The sequence below is a fragment of the Chryseobacterium daecheongense genome, from assembly GCA_027920525.1.
Classification (GTDB): Bacteria; Bacteroidota; Bacteroidia; order Flavobacteriales; family Weeksellaceae; genus Chryseobacterium; species Chryseobacterium proteolyticum.
Genome location: CP115858.1, coordinates 2,348,400 through 2,368,445, shown reverse-complemented (window position 1 = coordinate 2,368,445; position 20,046 = coordinate 2,348,400). Strand labels below are relative to the sequence as shown.

Here is a 20,046-nt window from a genome sequence, read left to right as displayed (position 1 = left end):
ATAGATTTCTATCACTTGCGTTTAAACGAATCATCAGGATAGGTAATTTCTTTCAAATAGATTCGGGTTTTTCCGAAAAGTGAATTATTTTTAAGGAAGAAATTTCCGGATAATGAAATCACAGCAGAATATTGGCACTCATATTTTTCAAACCCCGTTCGCGAAAATTATTGCTTTAAAAGAAAATGGTGTTATCAAAGCCAAAAGTATTCGCTATGCCAGGTCTGTAAGATTTCAAAAACCCATTCCTGTACAGCCGTCATCCTCGGAACTTCTTTTTCCGGATAAAACACCGGTGTGCCCACAAAGTATAAGCCCTTTAATTGAAAAAATGATTGGCCCCACGGATCTTAATGGTTTTGAGATTGAAGAATCTACTCAATTTCTTTCGGTTATTCGTCCCGATAATGAACATACCAGTTTGCCTGTGATTGTTTGGATACATGGAGGCTCTCATGAAATAGGGTGTGGGGATCTTTCCACATCAGATGCGAGCAATTGGGTGAAGGAACAAGATATCATTGTAGTGTCGGTTTCCTATCGCCTGGGGTTGTTCGGTTTTTTAGGAGGCGATGAAGAAAGGCCTGCTAATCTGGGGTTATTTGATATTATTGAAGCATTAAAATGGATTCAAACGAATATAGAAAGCTTTGGAGGAAACCCTGAAAATATTACACTTCTGGGGCAATCATCCGGCGGAGATGCGATCGCCCATCTGATGATTTCAGAAGACGCTGAAGGCCTTTTCAAAAGAGTGATCATTCAAAGTGCACCGTTAGGTCTTCGCCACAAAAGACAAAAAATGTCAGCCGAATTTCTTAAAAATACGGATTCAATAAAACATGAAACCGATGTCTTAAAGATGATGGAAGAATACAAAAAAAGGATTCCTTCTGTTATTAAATACGGATTAAAAGCAGTGATGCCTTTTGGTATTCAATATGGATTTCCTCCTTTATGTAATGAAGATGAGTCAGAGGAAAGATGGAAAGCAAGTGCTGGAAAAATTGATGTTTTAATTGGACTCAATAATGATGAAACTGCATTTTATCTAAAAACTTCCGAGGCACTCAATACTTATTTTGGTAAAGGTTTTGGTCAGAAGATCATTAATAAAACAGTTCAGCTGACTACAGAAAAAATCTATGGGAAACCTGCAGAACTTTTTGCTGAAAATTATGCTAAAGCCGGAGGTAATGTTTATTTGTTCAGGATCTATTCCAGAATTACGGATAATGAAATAGGAGCTGCGCACAGTATTGATCTTCCTTTGCTTTTTGGTAATGAAGAAGCATGGCAGTCTGCAGGGCTTATAAAAAACATTCCCTGGGAGTATATCCATCATAATGGAAGAAAATTAAGAGCTGTGTGGGCAGAGTTTTCAAGAACTGGAAGGATATCCGGAGAATCATTGAAACCCGATATTTTGGAATTGAGAAAAATATAGTTTGGTTCCGACCTTCGTATCACTAAATATTTTTATCATTTAGGTGCTCAATTTTTTTTATCTATGTGAAAATTATGTAAGGCGGGGGTATGGCTACTTCATTCCTTGTTACCACTTATTTTTATTGCTTTGGTTTTGTGTTTTCATATGTGAAATCCAGTATTTGGTATTTTTTATTCAATATTGTGTGTGTTATTTTGTTATATTTGAGTTATTAATCCCTGGAATGTAATAATTATGGAAAATATTTTCACAAATTATTAATAAAATAAATGCTGAAACGGTAAGGCGGTGAGAGAGACAATTAAAGACTAAAATCTTTTAACCATATAAAACCAAGCAATTATGAAAACAAAATTTCAATGGAATGAATTGAGCCGGGAAGTACTCAAAAACTTACTGGCTGGATCTCCTGGGGAACCTGCTTATTGTGTTTCGGATACGGGTCCGGGAGAAGGGGGATGCAACCCGGGTTATATATGTGAGAATGGGAAGTGTGTTCCTTATAACCCTTCCGGTGGCGGAAGTACCGGAGGTGGAACAGGGGGAGGGCCGACAGGTCCAACGCATACCTGTTACTGCGGAACTTACTCGTATGTAACTTCTGATCCATGTCCATATACTTGTTTTAGTGACTAAACTTAATCAAATATTTTACAAAATGAAAAAAACTAATTTACCAGCAGGCCGTATAAGAAAAATAGAGAGGCAGGAACTTAAAGCTTTAAAAGCCGGAGGAATTATCCGTGACAGAGTATGCTGTACTTCAAATGAAGACAACCAATGCTGTGAATGGGCAAGTGATATATGGAATTGCAGATATATCTACTGCTAAAAGCCAACAGTATAAAGACATTTCAAATGTACATAACCGGATGATGCTTTCCTGGTTATGTACATTTAATTTAATTGTATCTATTCAGGAACCCAGACGCTTACATTTCCAGCAGGAACAGGAAAATTTCCCCAGCCTTTTTCATCAATAACTACTTTGTCTTCGAATCTTCCAAGCAGATCATAAAAACTTTGCCCCGAATACTTTTCCCCCATTTCCATGGGTTTATTGTAAGCATCTTTATTACTTAAGACAACGGCACAGCCCGTGTGCTCGTCATCTCCTTCACGAACCCATCCCAGGCAGTTAGCATCTTCAAAATAATCTTTCTGGATTCCGTAGGCATGTTCTTTCCGGGCCTTCAGCAGTTCTTCAATTCCATTTATTTTATTCAGGAAAATTTCCTGATCATTTCCCTCCCGGTCCTTATCTACGTAATGGGCTCCGTACAAATCGGGATAAAATACACAAGGATAGCCGTCTTCCCTGAGGAGGATCAAAGCATAGGCAAGAGGTTTGAACCACTCTTCTACAGGAGCTTCAAGATCTTGTAAAGGTTGGGTATCATGATTATCAACAAGACTTACGGAATGCAGCGGATCAGCCTGAGTAAGAGTGCCATCAAAAATCCTTCTCAGATCATAAGATCCTCCCTCTTTGGAAGCATTGTGGAAATTATTTTGAAGAGAGCTGTCAAATAAACTCATGCACCCTTCCGTAACTTCAATATATTTTTGGAGTAAATTCAAATATCCAGGTGCCCAGTATTCTCCAACGGCAAAGATATTTTTGCCTGAATTAGAACGGATAAGTGTTAGCCATTCTTTATAAAAATCAAAAGAAATATGTTTTAAAGCATCCAGTCTTACCCCATCAAAGTCGGTCTGATCAAAATACCATTTGGCCCATGCGTTGAGTTCTTCACGAACAAATGGATTGCGATGCTCAATATCATTATACATCAGATAATCATAATTGCCTTTTTCATCATCAATCATCTCTTCCCAGTCGTTTCCATATTCAGATTGTATTTTGAAGATATGCGAATCCATTCCTTCGGCATAATCTACGCCACTGAAACAAGTTGCATTCCATTCAAAGTCAGAATATTTTTTATTTCTTCCAGGAAAAGTAAACTTGGTATAGGACTGTATTTCGATAACATCTGAAATTACCTTTTCCCTGTTATTTTCATCCACTTTTACTGCTTTCATCGTTTCCAGCTCGTCACCACCGGCTTTATGCCCTAATACAACATCTACAATAACCTGGATATTTTGTTCCTTTAAAGCCTTTATTGCTTTTAAGTAATCATCTTTGGTTCCATACTTTGTGGGAATACTTCCTTTCTGGTCGAATTCTCCCAGGTCAAAAAGGTCATAAGCATCATATCCTGTTGAATAACCTCCACTAGTTCCCTTGTAAGCAGGTGGGAACCAAACTGAAGTTATACCAAGTTCGGCTAAATAAGCAGATTGTTTTTGAGCCTCCTTCCAGAGTGTTTGGTTTCCGTCTGAGTACCAGTGGAAAAACTGAATCATCGTTGGGTTCATACATTATAGAATTTGGTTACTACAATGTAGTGAAAATTTCTAATTATTAATGGCCAAACTCCTGAAACGGTATTTTTAGTTGAACGGAAACCTGCTTTTTTTCCTCAGTATTAAGGTGGGCAAGGGATAAGCCTAATAACCGGACAGGTTTATCAAAGGGTCTTAGTTCCCAAAGCTTTTTGGAGGTTTTGTAGTATTCTTCTTCAGAAATATAATAATCTTCTTTTGTCATGCTCCTGGTAAACAGTGAAAAATCTTTATACTTTATTTTTAAAGTAAGGGATCTGCCCAGAATATTATTTTTCTGTAACCTTTGATGTAGTTCTGCACTTAAGCTTTCCAGTTTCTCATTGATTTGCTGTTCATCATAGAGATCTTCAAAAAAAGTCCTTTCTACAGCTACACTTTTCTGGATGCGATGAGGTTTAACTTCTGAATGATGAATTCCACGAACAACATTGTAATAGTAGCTTCCTGATTTTCCGAACAGGCTTACTAATTCCTGTAATGTTTTTTTCTTTAAATCTTTTCCCTTGAAAATCCCCAGCGTAAACATTTTGTTGGCCGTAACTTTTCCTACTCCGTAGAATTTTTCAACGGGTAGTTCTTCCAGAAAACTTTCAATTTTGTCGGGGTGAATGGTTTTTTGTCCGTTCGGTTTATTGATATCCGAAGCTACCTTTGCTAAAAATTTATTAACTGAAATACCGGCTGAGGCAGTAAGACCTGTTTGTTCAAAGATTTTTTTGCGGATTTCTCTCGCAATATCATTGGCGGATTCTATTCCTTTTTTGTTTTCAGTCACATCCAGATAAGCTTCATCCAGGGACAATGGCTCTACCAGGTCGGTATACTCATGAAAGATCTCTCTTATCTTTCTGGAAATTTCTTTGTAACGGGCGAAGCGGGGGGGAACAAAAATGAGATGCGGGCATTTTTCTTTTGCTGTTTTACTTGGCATGGCAGAACGGACACCGAATTTTCTTGCTTCATAACTGGCAGCTGAAACTACACCCCGATGCTCTCCTCCCACGGCAATTGGTTTTCCTCTAAGCGCAGGATTATCATGCTGTTCCACAGAAGCATAAAATGCATCCATATCTACATGTATAATTTTGCGAATGGGAAAAGAAAAATCCATATCACAAAGATATGGATTCATTTATTTCTATATTTCAATAAATTAATATCATTTTTTCAATCTCATGGTAAGGAGCACAGGTTCAAATCCTACTTTTTCATAAGCTTTTACAGCAGATTCATTCTGATCATAAACATCTAATCTTATTTCTTTCATTCCCCTTTCTTCTGACCACTTTATGAGTCTGTCTATAACGGATTGATTGATTCCCTGTCCCCTGTGTTCCGGTTTTACATACATAAATCCCAGATATGCGTACTCTTTGAAATTAAAATAATCCTTTTCCGCTTTTTTAATCATCGCATATCCCGACGCAACGATTTCATGATCCTTTTCCGCTACAATAAGGGTAGCATCTTCAGACTCAATCAAAGAAACTAAATCATAATAATGAATGGTACCGTTAATAAGGGTAGGATTATAGGGCCTTTCTGCAGTAACTACACCTTGTTCGAATTCAAGAAGAGTTTTCAGGTCTTCTTTTGTTGCTTCTCTTAAAGTTACCATATTATTGTAAAAGTTTATTGATGGTGGCTTGTATTTCAGGATCTTCCGGTGAGATGGCGTAGTATTTTGCAATAGCTGATTTCTGGTCGATCACCATGTATCTCGGAATCCAGTTGAGGTCAATATAATTATTAAAGTCATTTTTCCATCCTGATGCAAACCAATAATTATCTTTGTCTTTCATATCAAATCTTTCAAGGCTTTTATCGAAACCTTCTTTCGATCTTTCCAGAGAAAGAAATACAAAGTCTATGTTCGGATTATTTTTTTCGAGTTCCTGTGCTTTTGGAAGTGCCTTCAGGCAATCTCTGCACCAACCGGCCCAAAAATCAATGACCACCACTTTTCCTTTGTGCTGGTTAAGAATTTCCTGTATAGTAATGCTCTTTCCCTCTTCATTTTCAAGCTTCTGTTGCAAAGCTTCTTTGGAAAAACTGGTTTTAAGTACTTTAGGAACCTCCTGAGAATAAAATGTCCCAAATGTTCCAAGCATAAAAAATATGAATAGCTTTTTCATTTTCAATTTCATTTTTTACAAATCTAAACAATGAAACGAAGTTATGAATTGCTTTTTGGATTAATTGGCAAAAATTTAAGAAATCGAAAAATTCGATAAAAAAGAACTACTGATAATTTTTAACAAGACCTTTTACTACCGTGATTACGTTGGGCATTGCTTTATTGGCTGCATTAAGAACTTCTTCGTGAGAAACGGCTAATGCAATATCGGGTCCGCCAAGATCCGTAATAACTGATATACAAAAAACATCCATATCCATATGACGGGCCACAATAACTTCCGGAACAGTACTCATTCCTACCATATCACCACCTATAGCTTTTATCATTCCATATTCTGCGGGTGTTTCAAAGGTAGGTCCCTGTAATGCGACATAGATTCCCTGATGAATTCTGATGTTATTTTCTGAAGCAGTGCGTTCTGCGATACTGATCATTTTTTTATTATAAGGCTCGCTCATATCGACAAACCTCGGGCCTAGTTCTTCTATATTCTTACCACGAAGAGGATGTTCAGGCATCATGTTGATGTGATCTTTCAGAATTACAATGTCAGCGACCCTGAATTCAGGATTTACTCCTCCGCAGGCATTGGAAAGAAGTAAGTTTTTAATACCTATCAAATGAAAAACCCTTACAGGAAATACCACAGTTTCGATAGAATGGCCTTCGTAATAATGAAAGCGTCCACTCATTATCAATATCTTTTTACCTTCTAAAATACCATATATCAGCTGACCTCCATGACCAGCCACTGTTGTTTGAGGAAAGTTAGGAATGTCTTTATATTCCAATATGTGTATTGGCTGAACTTCATCTTTCAGTTTTCCCAGGCCGGATCCTAATACGATTGCAAAATCAGGTGTATCCTGAATGATGTTTTTGATGAAGGCTGCGGTTTCTTTAATTTTTCCTAACATAATCCGAGATGATTTGATTAAACTCTTCCTTTTTGTCAATGATTACATTGATAGGCCAGTAATAAACAATATCTCTAAGATAGTCAAAGGTTTTTAAACGAACATAATCTTTCTCGGTTGTTAAGATCAGTTTATATTCGCCCAGTTTCTTATATTCAGCAATTATTTTTTTGATGTCGTCATCAGAAAAATTATGATGGTCCCTGAATTTAAGGTGTTTTACTCTATGTGAAAATTTTGCCAGATGTTCCAGCAATGGTTTTGGATTGGCAATTCCTGTAATTAAAAGAATGTCATAATAATTCAGGTTGTTATCGGGAAGCATTTTTTCTCTTCCGTATACATTTTCGTCATATCCGATAGATGAAAAGAATACTTTTTGGTGACGTTCAGGTCTTATTCTGGAAATATAATACTGTTTGGTCTCCTCCGTCAGTTCATCAGGACATTTGCTGACCATAATAAGATCGGCTCTTTTTACCCCGGCTCTTGATTCCCTGAGATCTCCTGCCGGAAGAAGGTGGTCCTTAAAATACGGGTCATTAAAATCCGTCATCAGAATATTAAATCCTGCTTTGATCGCTCTATGCTGAAAAGCATCGTCCAGTACCAGAACATCCAGGTCCATGTCATCAATGACTTTTTTGGCTCCAGGCACTCTTTCCTCAGAAACGGCAATAACGAAACGGTTCTTAAAACGTTCAAAAAGCTGCATCGCTTCATCACCTACCATTTTGTAGTTGCTGTCATAATTGGTCACCTCATAACCTTTTGTAAGTCTTCCATAACCTCGGGAAAGGACACCGGTTCTGTAATGTTTGGATAAAAACTGAGCAAGGTACATCACCATTGGCGATTTTCCACTTCCGCCAACGGACAAATTGCCGACATTGATGATCGGCGTTTTGAATTTCGTAGATTTAAAGATCCCCAGATCATACATTGTGTTTCGGATACCCGTTACCAAATGATAACCTACAGAGAAGGGATAAAGGTACCATCTTTTCATACGATTGCAAAAATAGTAATTTTTAAGAGGATTTGGCTGAATATTCTCAATGACTTTTCAACAAATATTTCATAAAATTAAAGTATTTTTGTGGAGTTATTATACTACATTGAGGTACTTTATAGAGTTTTCTTACAACGGTAAAAATTATTTCGGTTATCAGATCCAGCCGGACGCCAATTCTGTACAGGAAGAATTGGAAAAAGCACTATCCACTATTTTACGGGAAGAGATTAAAATTACAGGAGCCGGAAGGACGGATACCGGTGTTCACGCAAAAAAAATATTCGCCCACTTTGATACCCAGGTGGCATTTAATGATCAGCTCAGTCACAGGCTGAACAGCTTTCTTCCGCCTGATATTGCTGTTAAGAGGATTTTTCCTGTAAAAGATGATTTTCATGCCCGGTTTGATGCCACCTACAGAACATACGAATATTATATTTCTTTAGAAAAAAATCCATTTACACTGGAATCTGCATGGCAACATTGGAAAAGACCTTTGAGCATCGATGCAATGAATGAAGCCTGTAAAATTTTATTCGAGTATGAGGATTTTACGAGTTTTGCCAAATTGAAAACAGATAATAAGACCAATATCTGCCACATTTACAAAGCAGAGTGGGAACAGGAAGGAAGCGAACTTAAATTTACCGTTTCTGCCAACCGTTTTCTCAGGAATATGGTACGGGCAATCGTGGGAACAATGGTGGAAATCGGTGCAGGAAAAATGAAGCCCGAAGATCTGAGAAAAGTTATTGAAAATAAAAACCGTAATTCGGCCGGCACTTCTGCTCCGGCACAAGGATTATTTCTCGTAGATGTAGGCTACGAATTTTAAAAAAACAAAAAACTATAATCATTATGATGTCTATTTTTATCCTGATTGGAGCGTACAGATACTATGCTGCACTGGCAGAAAGATTTGGGAAAACCAAATGGCATTTTGGACTGTTGGGTATAGTGATCTATCTGGGGTTTCAGGTTGCGTTTTTATTTTGCTATGGTTTCTATATCGCACTTACTAACCCAGGTTCTTTACAGGATAACGATTATACCGGATATAGCCTCGTGAATGTAATAAGCTGGCTATGTGCAATAGCTGTTGTGTGGGGAATTTACCAGTTTCTTGAAAAAAAGTTTACAAAAGAAACCATCCATAAACCAAGCCTGGAAATTGAGGAGATAGGTAGCAAAGAAAATGTATAACAATAGGATATTCATATTTTAAATAATTAATATCCGTTATTTTCTATTGGTATTTGGATAAGTTGTTCTCGCTTTCAAATTATAAAGTGTTATTTTTGCATGGAATTTATTTAATTCTTTTCTTTCAATTTGTACAATGAAAAAACAAGATACCTGGGGAATTATTAAAAGGCTTTTCTTTATCGGAATGAAATTCCGGTCCTGGTTTATCCTTACTTTAATCATTTCCGTTTTACTATCCATCGTTTCTACTTACAGACCTTACCTTACCATGGAGGTTGTAGATAATGATATCACCAGGCTGCAGGATAAAGCTCTGATGATGAAGCATATCTACATTTTGGTAGGATTGGTTGTTGCAGAAACTGTTTTAAACTTTTTCCTGGTCTATTTCTCCAATTATATTTCTCAGAATGTAATCAGGGATATCAGAGAGAGGTTGTATTCTAAACTTATTTATTTCAGGACATCATTTTTTGATAAAACACCTATAGGACAACTGGTAACACGTGCCGTTGGGGATGTGGAAACCATTGCTACAGTTTATACGGACGGATTCCTTATGGTTTTCGGGGATATTTTGAGAATCGTCTTTGTATTAGTGATGATGTTCAGTACTAATGTTCATCTGAGCTATATTACACTGGCTATACTTCCTTTGATGGTGGTTATTACCCGTTTTTTTCAAAAGAGGCTGAAAAAAGCATTTGGAGATGAAAGAACCTGGACGGCGAATCAGAATTCCTTTGTTCAGGAAAGATTAGCCGGAATGCCAATTATACAGGTGTTCAACAGACAGGAAGCTGAATTTAAAAAGTTTGATGATATCAATATTACCCTAAAGGCTGCATTGCTGAAAACCGTTTTTATCTTTTCATTATTTTTTCCTGTAGTAGAACTTATTTCATCCCTATTTATTGGGTTTATCCTTTTCTATGGAGGATATATTACCATTAGTGCGGGGGTGGTTATTGCTTTTATCCAGTATATTTCAATGCTGATCAGACCTTTACGCCAGATCGCAGACCGATTTAATAATATCCAGCGTGGAATTGTAGGTGCAGAAAGGGTACTGGGATTAATGGATGAGGATTATGCGATGCCTAATCACGGAACAGTAAAAAAAGATCACTTCAATGGTAAAATTGAATTCAGGGATGTTCGTTTTGCTTACGATGAAAAGCAGGAAGTACTGAAAGGAATCAATTTCAAAGTGAATCCGGGAGAAACAGTTGCTATTGTGGGAGCTACAGGAGCAGGTAAATCTACGATCATCAGTCTGATCACGAGGCTGTATGATATCAATTCCGGAGAGATTTTTATTGATGATGTAGAGCTGAAAGATTATGAATTATATAATCTCAGAAGTCATATTGGGGTGGTATTACAAGATGTTTTCCTTTTCCATGGAAGTATCTTTGAAAATCTCTCTTTTGGAGATGAAGGTATTACCCTGGATAAAATAAAAGCAGGGGCCAGAGAAATTGAAGTGGATGAATTCATTCAGCAGCTTCCGGGTGGTTATGATTATGTAGTCAGTGAAAGAGGCTCGTCGATCTCATTAGGGCAAAGGCAGTTATTGTCTTTCTTAAGAGCTTATCTGTCCGATCCGAAAATTTTGATCCTGGATGAAGCTACCTCTTCAATTGATCATGAAAGTGAAAAACTGATTCAGAGGGCTACGGAGAAAATCACGAAAAACAGGACTTCGATTATTATTGCACACAGGCTTTCAACCATTGAAAAAGCGGATAAGATTATCGTAATGGAACATGGTAAAATTGTAGAAGAAGGAAAGCATTTGGAGTTGCTTGATCAAAATGGGTATTATTCCACATTGTATAAAGCACAGCTGAGACATGAAGTAGAAATGGAAGAAGAAAACCGGGCGTCAAAATAATAATCGTCATAGATAACAGAAATAAAAAAGAGAGCTGAAGTTGCTCTCTTTTTTGTTTTTAGAATTTTAGTTTTTGGGTGATCACTTTTCCGTTTTCCAATGTTGCCCGGACTGTTACTACTACATTTTTGGCATTTAATGGAGCGGTAATTTCTGTAGATTTCATATTGGTTTGGTTCACCAGAATTCTTCCTGAGGCATCATAGATCACTAGCGAGGTAATTTGCAGGTCACTTTTTATGTACACTGAATTTTCTGCCTGTGTAATAAAGGTTTTGTTTTCAATTGCATTTTTAGCGGACAGGGTTCTTGGTTCAATGATCACTGAATAATCTTCTATCTGCCCGTATTTAGGAATATAACAAGCGGTAACGGTTGTTCCGTTATATTCACCAATTACCCTCATTCTTAAAGGAGTATTGGCTACAGCATTTGAAGGTGGAGTTACTGATGCTGTTGCAGTGGAACCTGCTGCTATATTGCTTTGGTTCAGAACCAGCTCCGTTGTTTCATTAAATTGTCCATCGTTGTTGTAATCGATGTATGCTTTTATAATATGAGGATTGTTTGTTCCGGGAGTAATGGTAAGGGTCGTTGAGGTGCCCGAAGGTATTGTGGTTTTGGAAATTCCCAGACAATAATTTCCCGTAAAATTTTCGTAGAAATTATTAGTGGCAGCCTTATAATTGGTTGAATAATTATTAATGCTTCCAAATTTGACAGAAGTGATTCCTATGTTGTAATTTCCTGGATTCGTTATTGTTGTTGGGGTGCAAGCTGTGGTTAAAGATGTATTGTTGTTAGGTGTAGTGCTACTTGCGACCGGAGAATTGATTAAAGATTGTCTGTACTGTAAAAGCTGGGCTGTAGCTCTGTCGGATTGTCCCGGGGTAAAGAGATCTCTGAAACAGAAAGTATAAGACATTACATTTCTTTCACCTCCTGCATAGGTAACGCTTGTACATGGGTTGATCTGACCGGTCTGACATGTATAGGGAACGGAGGAGTGGTAAAGGCTTTTCATGGGTTCTGTATCGCATACCAGATCTCCTTGTAATGTACAATCGGTATTAGCAGGACAGGCCCCGGTAGAGTCGTTGAATCCTTCATGGGTGTGACGGAGTCCTAACGCATGTCCGAATTCATGTGCCAGTGTTTGCGCATTTACAGATGATGCACTTGTAGACATAAATGCATAATCATTGCTGCCACCCGGGTAATAGGCAAAGCCATTAAGGGTCCCTGAATTAGAGGCTAACTTTTTTACCACATAAATATTATAATACTTGCTGGTATCCCACATTCCCAGGGCTGTAATTTCGGATGCCGTTACAGCATTGGTCGTATTATCATTGTTTACACCACCGCTTACATATTTTGGAAGATGGGAAGCATTGATCCTGTTGATCCCGTTGGTCGCTGTACAGGTGGGACTGATTTTCGCAAAAACAAATTTTACAGGGAGTATGGCACTGGATGATGACATGCCGCTTGAAGAACTTCCGGAAAATACTCCGTTAGTATAATTAACCCATGCAATAATGTCGGCATCCGACTTGTTGTTTACTGTTCCGACCGCGCTTCCGTCCCCTACAACATGGACAACAACGGGAATTTCATATACCTGATTCTTATTAAGGGTAGATGCTAGTTTTCCACTTTTAATCAGTTTGGATAACTCTAAGTTAAAAGCATCATCCCGAGCCTTTTCTTCGGGATGCCGTTCATAATGTTTTCGCATTAATTCGTCGGTACCGCATTCTATTAATTCAGTTTTTTGAGCGTAAAACTGGCTGCATGAAGAGCCTAAAATAATAGCTAGTAGTAGTTTTTTCATAATATAATTGTTAGTGGTTTTAATATAATCATATTAAAAATAAACAAAAATATCAATAGTGTGGGAAATAATTTAATGCTTTTATAAAGACCTTGAAGGATTCGAAAAAGATGATATTGAATATTTCACAATAGCCTATTTCTTTAATTTCATCGTCCATTATTATTTTGTGGATACAAATCAGAATTTAAATCCGATACTAAAATAAGCCCGCCAGAAATTAAGTGCATCATTTCTGGATATATTTACGTTAATGGGACCTAAAATTGATTCATATCCCAGATTAAGTCCATAACCAATAAGTTTGGAATTGCTCTTGAAAGGGGATAGCTCGTCACTTATTGCAGCATAGTGAAAAGAGGGTGTGAGGAAAATCCTGTGATAAATCCGGTACTGAACCTCAAGTCCTAGCTTGGCAACTGAATTTATAGGAACTTCTTTTTGCCTGAACCCGTTAAATTCAGGATTCATTCCGTCAAAATTATATTCACTTCCTCCCAGATTGAATTTCTGATTGAGAAAAAGATAAGGGATACCCTCTGAAGATCCCAGAGTTTGAGGAGAGAAATTGGTTCCTAAAAAAGCATTTACCTTAACAGATACCTTTTTATTGATTGGAATAATATAATTTTCATTGAGCGTTAATGTGATCAGGTTCTTGGGTTTATAATATCCTTCAGCCCCGGGATTTAAGTATTCATAGAGTGTAGGTTGTATTTCTTTCAGATCATAAAGGTTGTATTGATCTCCAAAATAATACTTCGTTATAAATTGAAAATTGTTTCCTGAAGTAGGATAATATCTGGTATTGAAGCTGTTTTGATTGAATTTAAAATACAGGTCAAGATTGGTATGATAATATACCTTTTTGCTGTACAAGTCTGTAAAGGTCTGGCTAATCCTGTCTACAGACCGGTTTAATTTTTCAGCGTTGAACTCTAAGCCGAATGAAACCATCGTATTCGGATGAATCGAATAATTGACCGCTGTATTCGCTTTAATGCTTCTGTAAATATAGTTGGGGAAAAATAAATTATTTTCAACATCATTGTTTTCTGAGAATCTCAACAGGAGGTCATTACTTTTAAGAAAAGAAATATTTCCTTCTGTACTTAACCACCAGCGGTAATCCGTATCCAGGAATTTCTGGAACTGCAAACGGGCCTTGAAACGTTCCGAAATATCTACAGTTGCTATGGCCCGGAATTTTGCTTCTGCATAATCCCGGTAGGTATAATTCAGGATGATCCCTACGGATTGTTCATTATCATAGTGTAGGGCTAATTTAAGCATGCTTGGTGTGGATCTCTTTACGAAAATGTTCATAATTAAACCGTTTTCCGAATCTGTGTAAGTATAATACACCCTGTCATACTGTCGAATTCCAAAAACCTTGTCGATAGCAGCATTTACAGTTTTGGCATCGTAATATACACCCTCCTTTAATCCCATCAGGTTTTTAATAGTTTCAATCTCGGACGGATTAGTGATCGGTGTACCATTATCTTCACTATAAGTAAACTGTATGGTCGGTTTTTTAATCTCTTCAACAAGTTTGTGCTCATAAGTAATTCCCAATCTGCGTTGCTCGTTGGCTAAGGCTATAAATTCCGGAAGGTGTCTTTTAGCCTCTGCTTCTCCTATTTTTATGATTTCCTTGTATTTTCTGAAGTCTTTAGTGGTGTAATCATTAAGCGGAGTTACAAAATCCACCATGATATCCGACATCTTCTTTTGTTCATTAAAATCCTGTACGGAATGGAATGCATGTGTCTGATAGATCATTTTCATCGGATTTTTGATCTCATCTTTTGTGAAAAGCCTGAATCCTGTATAGCCTCCGATAATATAATCAGCTCCCATATCTTTTACTTCCTTTACCGGAAAATTACGGTCGAGGCCACCATCTACAAGAAGTTTTCCATCAATATAAACCGGTGCGAATGCGGCAGGTATGGCTAAGGTAGAACGAATCGCCAGTGCAAGAGAACCTTTTTTCTGCATAACCAATCCACCATTCACAATATCGGATGATGTAAGTTGAACAGGAATAGGAAGCTTACTGAAATCGTTAATATGTTTTGCCGGAAACGTTAATGTATTGAGAACTTCCCCCATATATTGCCCTTCTATAAAGGATCCCGGTAGGGAAGGCCGGCCATCGTTTACCGGAAATTCAAGAATATATTTATTGTACTCATCTTTTTCGCTGATATTGACCTTGTTGTAGGGGATTTTATTACTCAGGATCCTTTTCCAGTTCATGCCGTACACCATTTTTTTCAATTCTTCACCATTATATCCCATAGCATATAATCCACCGAGGATTCCACCCATACTGGTTCCGGTAATATAATCTATTTTAATCCCTAGTGAATCTATTGTTTTTAAAATTCCCAGATGCGCAAAGCCCTTGGCACCACCTCCGCTAAGCGCTAACCCAAACTTTGTGTCTTTTGTCATGGGAGGCATTTTCTTTATGGTGTCTTGTGCAGAAAATAAACAAAATATGCATATAAGAAAGACAGTGAGGAAATTTTTCATTTTAATAGGCTTACTTCAAATTAGCAAAAAAGACGATCGGGTCTATTAAGGATTTAAATAGGGGATCTTTTTTTTAAAACTACAGAATGTGAAATTTTGAATCGTGTCAAAAGGAGTTGTATGATCTGATGAAATACACTGTATCTTTTCGAAATGATTGGCAAACTGCTTTTCCATGGACTCCTCATCGTATTGCTTAATCTCCAGACCACTGCATTTTGTAGGTCCGTTTTTTGAAAAAGTTCCTAACACCATAAATCCTTTTATGCTTTTCCCTGCAATATCCAGATAGCTGGAGATTTGTTCTTCTTCGGTTAAAAAATGAAATGTGGCCCTGTCGTGCCAAAGATCATATTGGAATTCAGGTTCGAACTTAGTAATGTCCGTAACAATAAATTTCACTTTTTCGGATTTCTTTCCTAAACGCTTTTTTGTCTTTTCCAATGCATTCGCAGAAATGTCCAGCACTGTGATATCCTGATATCCTTTGTCAATCAAAATATCTACAAGATGACTTTCACCTCCGCCAATATCTATTATTTTAGCGTCTTTTTTCAAGCCAAATGATGCAATTAAATCCAGTGATATTTCAGGTTTTTCCTGTGTCCAGCTTACCTGATCAGGGCTTTTTGTCTCGTATACTATATCCCAGTGATTTTTATTCTTTGACAAATCCATAAGGAGTGTTGTTTTTAGCAGGGCTAAATTACAAAAGACCTGATGAAAGAAAATATTTTAATTGATTTATTTTTATTCAACCAGCTGTTTGTTGATTTCTTCGAATTTTTTAATAAGCTCATGGAGTTTTGACTGTTCTTTCCTTATGGTTTTAGGTCTTATGTAAAACCAGTTAAAGGCAATCCAAATAAAAGTTAATGAATACGCAAAAACAGCCATAAATGTTGTCATCCTTGAAGTGTATTCATACATGTAGAGACTGATTCCTGCCAATAACATAGTGAAGTAAAGATTGGTCATGAACGTTTGTACAAAACCCTGTTTGCTTTTCAAAACATACAGGCTATGCAAATAGTCACTGTTGGATTGGTCGGTGTTGGTTTTATAAAAGAATGTAAACAGCCTGTTGTAAGCAAACAGGAAAATTACCATTGCCAGAATAATCAGTACGATTCCGATTTTTGTGCTGAGTAGCTGAGGTTGATAATGATACCATATCAGACCTATAAATATACTGGTTAAAAGTAACATTACATTGGTCAATATAAGTTTTTTCAGATTTTTGCTTTTATAGGACTCCAGTTTAGCAAGCAAATCTTTAAGGTCGGGCTTATTTACTTTTTGTTGTTGCCAGATATTTTTAAAATCTATATTAGTAGGTTCCATGTTCCCTGAATTTTTGAGTTAATTTTTCTTTTATTCTGTGGATTTTTACCCTGACATTGGATTCTGATAATCCCACGATACTGGCTATTTCGGCCTGTTTTAATTCTTCCAGTTCTAAAGAAATAATAATACGGTCTGTTTCCGGCAATTCGGAGATGAATTTATAAAGAAGTTGTATCTCAGATTCCATGGATTCCTGTTTCTTTTCCTCTAAATTACCTGGTAAATCAGCTTTTGTGAATCTTTTCTCCCTTTCAATCTGTCTCAGGCAATTATTGGAGGCGATCCTGAAAATCCAGGTTCCCACAGAAGATTCATTTCTGAATTTAGGAAGTTGTTGCCATACAATGATAAATGTTTCTTGTGCAATGTCCTGTGCCCATTCGGAATTGTTTACATATCCCATACACAGGCGAAATATTTTTTGCCAGTATACTTCGTAGATTTCCTCAAATACCATTATTTTGCAGATAAGAAGTTATTCAACTGGTTGAAATACCATTCCTTATCATCATACATGATGAAGTGTAAACCTTTAGTAGCATATTGTAAATTTGCATTTTTCATATTCTTATATTGATCTTCCATGGCTGGTTTAAAATTAGTAAAATAAGACTCTAATAATATAAGTGAAGGGCAGTGTATATTTTTTATTTTTTCCCGGAGGTCAGTATTCGAGAAGTCACAATACATTTCTGCAAAAGTCTTCCGGTCTGATTGCTGACTCCATCCGATCACAGTTTCCTGCATGGAAGTATCCGCCAAAAGCTGGGGGATAGATTTCAGCTGCATCTGACGAAATTGATCATCTGTCATGGTTGTCATTTTATTGATGGTAGCAGAGCAATCATTGTTTTCCTTAGATGTAAAAGAAGGATTCATTAATGCCGATAAGCACGGCAAAGCATCTACAACAATAATCTTACCCACTAATTGTGGATGATCTGCAGCCAGAGCGAGGGCAAGGCCTCCACCCATACTGTGCCCGATGATAACAGGCTTGTCAATTCTCTGGTCACTGATGAATTCTGCAATTTTGTTTTCCCAGTTTTTAAAGCTGGCGCCGGGCTGAGGCTTTGCACCTGCGAATCCTGCCATTGTTAAAGTATAGCAAGTAAAATTCTTATCAAACTTTAGGGTAGTTTCATTCCATACATCTCCGGAAGAGGCAAAACCGGGGATCAAAATCAGGGCTTGTTTCCCACTTCCTGATTTTTTAACCTCAAAAGGATAGGATTTTGTTTGTCCGAACACATTAGCACATAGAGCTAAAAATAAAAATATCACGGCAAGGAATGTCAATTTTTTCATTTCATTTAAGATTTAATGGTTAATTTACCTTTTAGATACAGGCCTGAAAAAAATGTTACAAAATTTTTAAAATAATTTTAAATCTTATGAATAATTCCCGCAATACCCCTTTAATAAAGGGTATTTTAAATTGAAAGAAATCAGATTAAACCCTTGAATTTCCGGTTAGTCCTCATTTTGTGGAGGTTATCGGTTATTTTTTTTAAAATATTATGCATTACTTATTATAATAGGTACGGTTTTTGCAGACTATAGAAATTAATAAAAATTTTGTGAAGCCTGTTATTTGTATTCGAAAATTCACTAAATTTAATAAATATTTACAATTGCCCCTTATAATGATAGGGGTGTTGGAGATAAAATCGTAGTTTTTTAATTAAATCCAAAATACCAATGAATAATATACAAGATGAATTTCAAGTTCTGAAGGACGAGCTAAGAAAATTGAATATTGAAGTAAAGAAAGTAGTAAAAGTAGGAAACGGAAGCATGGACTTTCATGAGGTTTTCTACAAATCGCCAAGATATGAAGAGGTGAAAACAATTTATGTACAGCGTCATAATCTGGATGATCTTATTGTGAAATTCAGACAAGCTTATAGCTAAAATAAAAGACGCGCCGCAGAAATCTGCGGCGTGTTTCATTCAGGGTCAGTATATTTTTTAATCCTTATTTAATGCTGATGTTTCTTTGGTATCTTTCATTCTGGCGTAAACAATCAGTGAAAAGAAGATACATGCTGTAATATACCAATAGAAATAAGGTTCCATATCGGCCTGCTTAAGCCAAAGGGCAATATATTCCGCCGTACCTCCAAAAATAGCTACTGTTAAAGCATAAGGTAAGCCAACACCAAGTGCCCTTACTTCCGACGGGAAAAGTTCTGCCTTAACAACTGCATTAATGGAAGTATATCCACTTACAATAATCAATGCTGCCATAATTAAAAAGAAGGCTCCCCACATTGAGGTCGTCGTGCTTAATGCTGTAAGCAAAGGTACTGTGAAAAGAGTTCCTAAAATTCCAAATCCCAGAAGCAAAGGTCTTCTTCCTATTCTGTCTGATAATCCACCAAAAACAGGTTGAAGACAGGCAAAAATAAATAATGATACGAAAGAGATAAGGGTAGACTGTTCTTTTGTCAGATGAACCGTATTTACTAAAAATTTCTGCATATAAGTGGTATACGTGTAAAAAGCCAACGTTCCGCCTAATGTTAAACCCACTACGGTGAGAAGGGCTTTAGGATGTTTAAGCAATTCTTTTATGGTTCCTTTTTTCTTCTCGCTCATTTCCTTTTTGTTTTCAAAAGCTTCCGTTTCATGAAGGTTAGCCCTCAGATATAATGCAATAACGGAAAGGGCTGCGCCGATAATAAAAGGAATCCTCCAGCCCCAGTCTTCCAGCTGTGCCTCTGTAAGAAGTACCTTTTGTAGAACCAACTGGATCCCCAATGCAATTAACTGCCCTCCGATGAGGGTTACATATTGAAAGCTTGAATAAAACCCTCTTCTGTCTTCTGTCGCCATTTCACTGAGATAGGTGGCTGAAACACCATATTCTCCACCTACACTCAATCCCTGTAGTAGCCTTGCAATTAAAAGAAGAATCGGAGCCAGAATTCCTATAGTTTCATAAGTAGGCGTAAGGGCAATAAGTAAAGATCCGAATGACATTAGTAAAACTGAAAGGGTCATCGCTCTTTTTCTCCCTATTTTATCTGCAATACTTCCGAATAACCATCCGCCGATAGGTCTCATCAGGAAACCAACTGCAAATATTCCGGCAGTATTCATCAGTTGTGCATTAAGATCCGAATCAGGAAAAAATGAATTGGAAAAATAGATGGCAAAGGCAGCATAGGCATACCAATCGTACCATTCCACTAGATTTCCGATAGAACCACCCACAATGGCTTTAATCCTTTGGGCTGTTGTAATTTGAGTAGTATTCATAGGGGTAATATATT

At 37.0% G+C, this 20,046-nt stretch carries 20 protein-coding genes; 7 read left to right on the top strand and 13 right to left on the bottom strand.

What is annotated here, in order from left to right; translation table 11 throughout:
* Positions 1-112: 112 nt before the first annotated feature.
* The 3 genes from PFY10_10440 (at position 113) to PFY10_10430 (ending at position 2,282) form a co-directional block, all read left to right on the top strand.
* Positions 113-1,447 (top strand): carboxylesterase family protein, encoded by a 1,335-nt coding sequence (locus PFY10_10440; GenBank protein WBV58865.1) that lies wholly within the window; start codon positions 113-115, stop codon positions 1,445-1,447.
* A 345-nt stretch (positions 1,448-1,792) separates the two neighbouring features.
* Complete coding sequence (locus PFY10_10435) at positions 1,793-2,086, top strand: hypothetical protein (GenBank protein ID WBV58864.1); 294 nt, start codon at positions 1,793-1,795, stop codon at positions 2,084-2,086.
* Positions 2,087-2,108: 22 nt separating this feature from the next.
* Positions 2,109-2,282: a hypothetical protein gene (locus PFY10_10430; protein WBV58863.1), complete on the top strand. Its 174-nt coding sequence runs from the start codon at positions 2,109-2,111 to the stop codon at positions 2,280-2,282.
* Between the two features lie 80 nt (positions 2,283-2,362).
* On the opposite strand, the gene PFY10_10425 is transcribed toward PFY10_10430, so the two are convergent.
* The 6 genes from PFY10_10425 to lpxK all read right to left on the bottom strand — a co-directional run bounded on the left by PFY10_10425 (position 2,363) and on the right by lpxK (position 7,931).
* Positions 2,363-3,835: an alpha-amylase gene (locus PFY10_10425; GenBank protein ID WBV58862.1), complete on the bottom strand. Its 1,473-nt coding sequence runs from the start codon at positions 3,833-3,835 to the stop codon at positions 2,363-2,365.
* A gap of 46 nt (positions 3,836-3,881) precedes the next feature.
* On the bottom strand, positions 3,882-4,976 hold the full coding sequence (dinB, locus tag PFY10_10420; protein WBV58931.1) for a DNA polymerase IV: 1,095 nt from the start codon (positions 4,974-4,976) through the stop codon (positions 3,882-3,884).
* Positions 4,977-5,024: 48 nt separating this feature from the next.
* Complete coding sequence (locus tag PFY10_10415; GenBank protein WBV58861.1) at positions 5,025-5,483, bottom strand: GNAT family N-acetyltransferase; 459 nt, start codon at positions 5,481-5,483, stop codon at positions 5,025-5,027.
* Between the two features lies 1 nt (position 5,484).
* The gene (locus tag PFY10_10410; protein ID WBV58860.1) at positions 5,485-6,000 is read right to left on the bottom strand and encodes a thioredoxin family protein; all 516 of its coding nucleotides are present in this window, start codon (positions 5,998-6,000) and stop codon (positions 5,485-5,487) included.
* Positions 6,001-6,106: 106 nt separating this feature from the next.
* Entirely contained in the window at positions 6,107-6,922 is an 816-nt protein-coding gene (locus PFY10_10405; protein ID WBV58859.1) for a purine-nucleoside phosphorylase, read from the bottom strand.
* The gene (gene lpxK / locus PFY10_10400; protein ID WBV58858.1) at positions 6,906-7,931 is read right to left on the bottom strand and encodes a tetraacyldisaccharide 4'-kinase; all 1,026 of its coding nucleotides are present in this window, start codon (positions 7,929-7,931) and stop codon (positions 6,906-6,908) included. The genes PFY10_10405 and lpxK overlap by 17 nt, the downstream gene beginning before the upstream one ends.
* Positions 7,932-7,980: 49 nt before the next feature.
* Between lpxK and truA the strand changes: the two genes are divergently transcribed.
* The 3 genes from truA (at position 7,981) to PFY10_10385 (ending at position 11,040) form a co-directional block, all read left to right on the top strand.
* Complete coding sequence (gene truA / locus PFY10_10395) at positions 7,981-8,772, top strand: tRNA pseudouridine(38-40) synthase TruA (GenBank protein WBV58857.1); 792 nt, start codon at positions 7,981-7,983, stop codon at positions 8,770-8,772.
* 23 nt (positions 8,773-8,795) lie between these two features.
* Complete coding sequence (locus tag PFY10_10390; protein ID WBV58856.1) at positions 8,796-9,140, top strand: hypothetical protein; 345 nt, start codon at positions 8,796-8,798, stop codon at positions 9,138-9,140.
* Between the two features lie 136 nt (positions 9,141-9,276).
* Positions 9,277-11,040, top strand: a complete 1,764-nt coding sequence (locus tag PFY10_10385) for an ABC transporter ATP-binding protein (GenBank protein WBV58855.1) — start codon at positions 9,277-9,279, stop codon at positions 11,038-11,040.
* A 58-nt stretch (positions 11,041-11,098) separates the two neighbouring features.
* Here PFY10_10385 and PFY10_10380 read toward each other — a convergent pair whose 3' ends face one another.
* From PFY10_10380 to PFY10_10355, 6 genes are all read right to left on the bottom strand, one after another.
* On the bottom strand, positions 11,099-12,877 hold the full coding sequence (locus PFY10_10380; GenBank protein WBV58854.1) for a M43 family zinc metalloprotease: 1,779 nt from the start codon (positions 12,875-12,877) through the stop codon (positions 11,099-11,101).
* Between the two features lie 180 nt (positions 12,878-13,057).
* On the bottom strand, positions 13,058-15,340 hold the full coding sequence (locus tag PFY10_10375; protein WBV58853.1) for a patatin-like phospholipase family protein: 2,283 nt from the start codon (positions 15,338-15,340) through the stop codon (positions 13,058-13,060).
* A gap of 126 nt (positions 15,341-15,466) precedes the next feature.
* The gene (locus PFY10_10370; protein ID WBV58852.1) at positions 15,467-16,099 is read right to left on the bottom strand and encodes a class I SAM-dependent methyltransferase; all 633 of its coding nucleotides are present in this window, start codon (positions 16,097-16,099) and stop codon (positions 15,467-15,469) included.
* A 72-nt stretch (positions 16,100-16,171) separates the two neighbouring features.
* Entirely contained in the window at positions 16,172-16,765 is a 594-nt protein-coding gene (locus tag PFY10_10365) for a hypothetical protein (protein WBV58851.1), read from the bottom strand.
* Entirely contained in the window at positions 16,752-17,225 is a 474-nt protein-coding gene (locus PFY10_10360; protein WBV58850.1) for an RNA polymerase sigma factor, read from the bottom strand. Before PFY10_10360 ends, PFY10_10365 begins: the two co-directional genes overlap by 14 nt.
* Positions 17,225-18,076, bottom strand: coding sequence for an alpha/beta hydrolase (locus tag PFY10_10355; protein WBV58849.1), 852 nt, complete (start codon positions 18,074-18,076; stop codon positions 17,225-17,227). Before PFY10_10355 ends, PFY10_10360 begins: the two co-directional genes overlap by 1 nt.
* Before the next feature lie 393 nt (positions 18,077-18,469).
* On the opposite strand from PFY10_10355, the gene PFY10_10350 reads away from it, so the two are divergent.
* The gene (locus PFY10_10350) at positions 18,470-18,682 is read left to right on the top strand and encodes a hypothetical protein (protein ID WBV58848.1); all 213 of its coding nucleotides are present in this window, start codon (positions 18,470-18,472) and stop codon (positions 18,680-18,682) included.
* Between the two features lie 57 nt (positions 18,683-18,739).
* On the opposite strand, the gene PFY10_10345 is transcribed toward PFY10_10350, so the two are convergent.
* Positions 18,740-20,032 carry an MFS transporter gene (locus tag PFY10_10345; GenBank protein WBV58847.1) on the bottom strand — a complete coding sequence of 431 codons (1,293 nt, stop codon included), beginning with the start codon at positions 20,030-20,032 and terminating at the stop codon, positions 18,740-18,742.
* Positions 20,033-20,046: the final 14 nt, after the last annotated feature.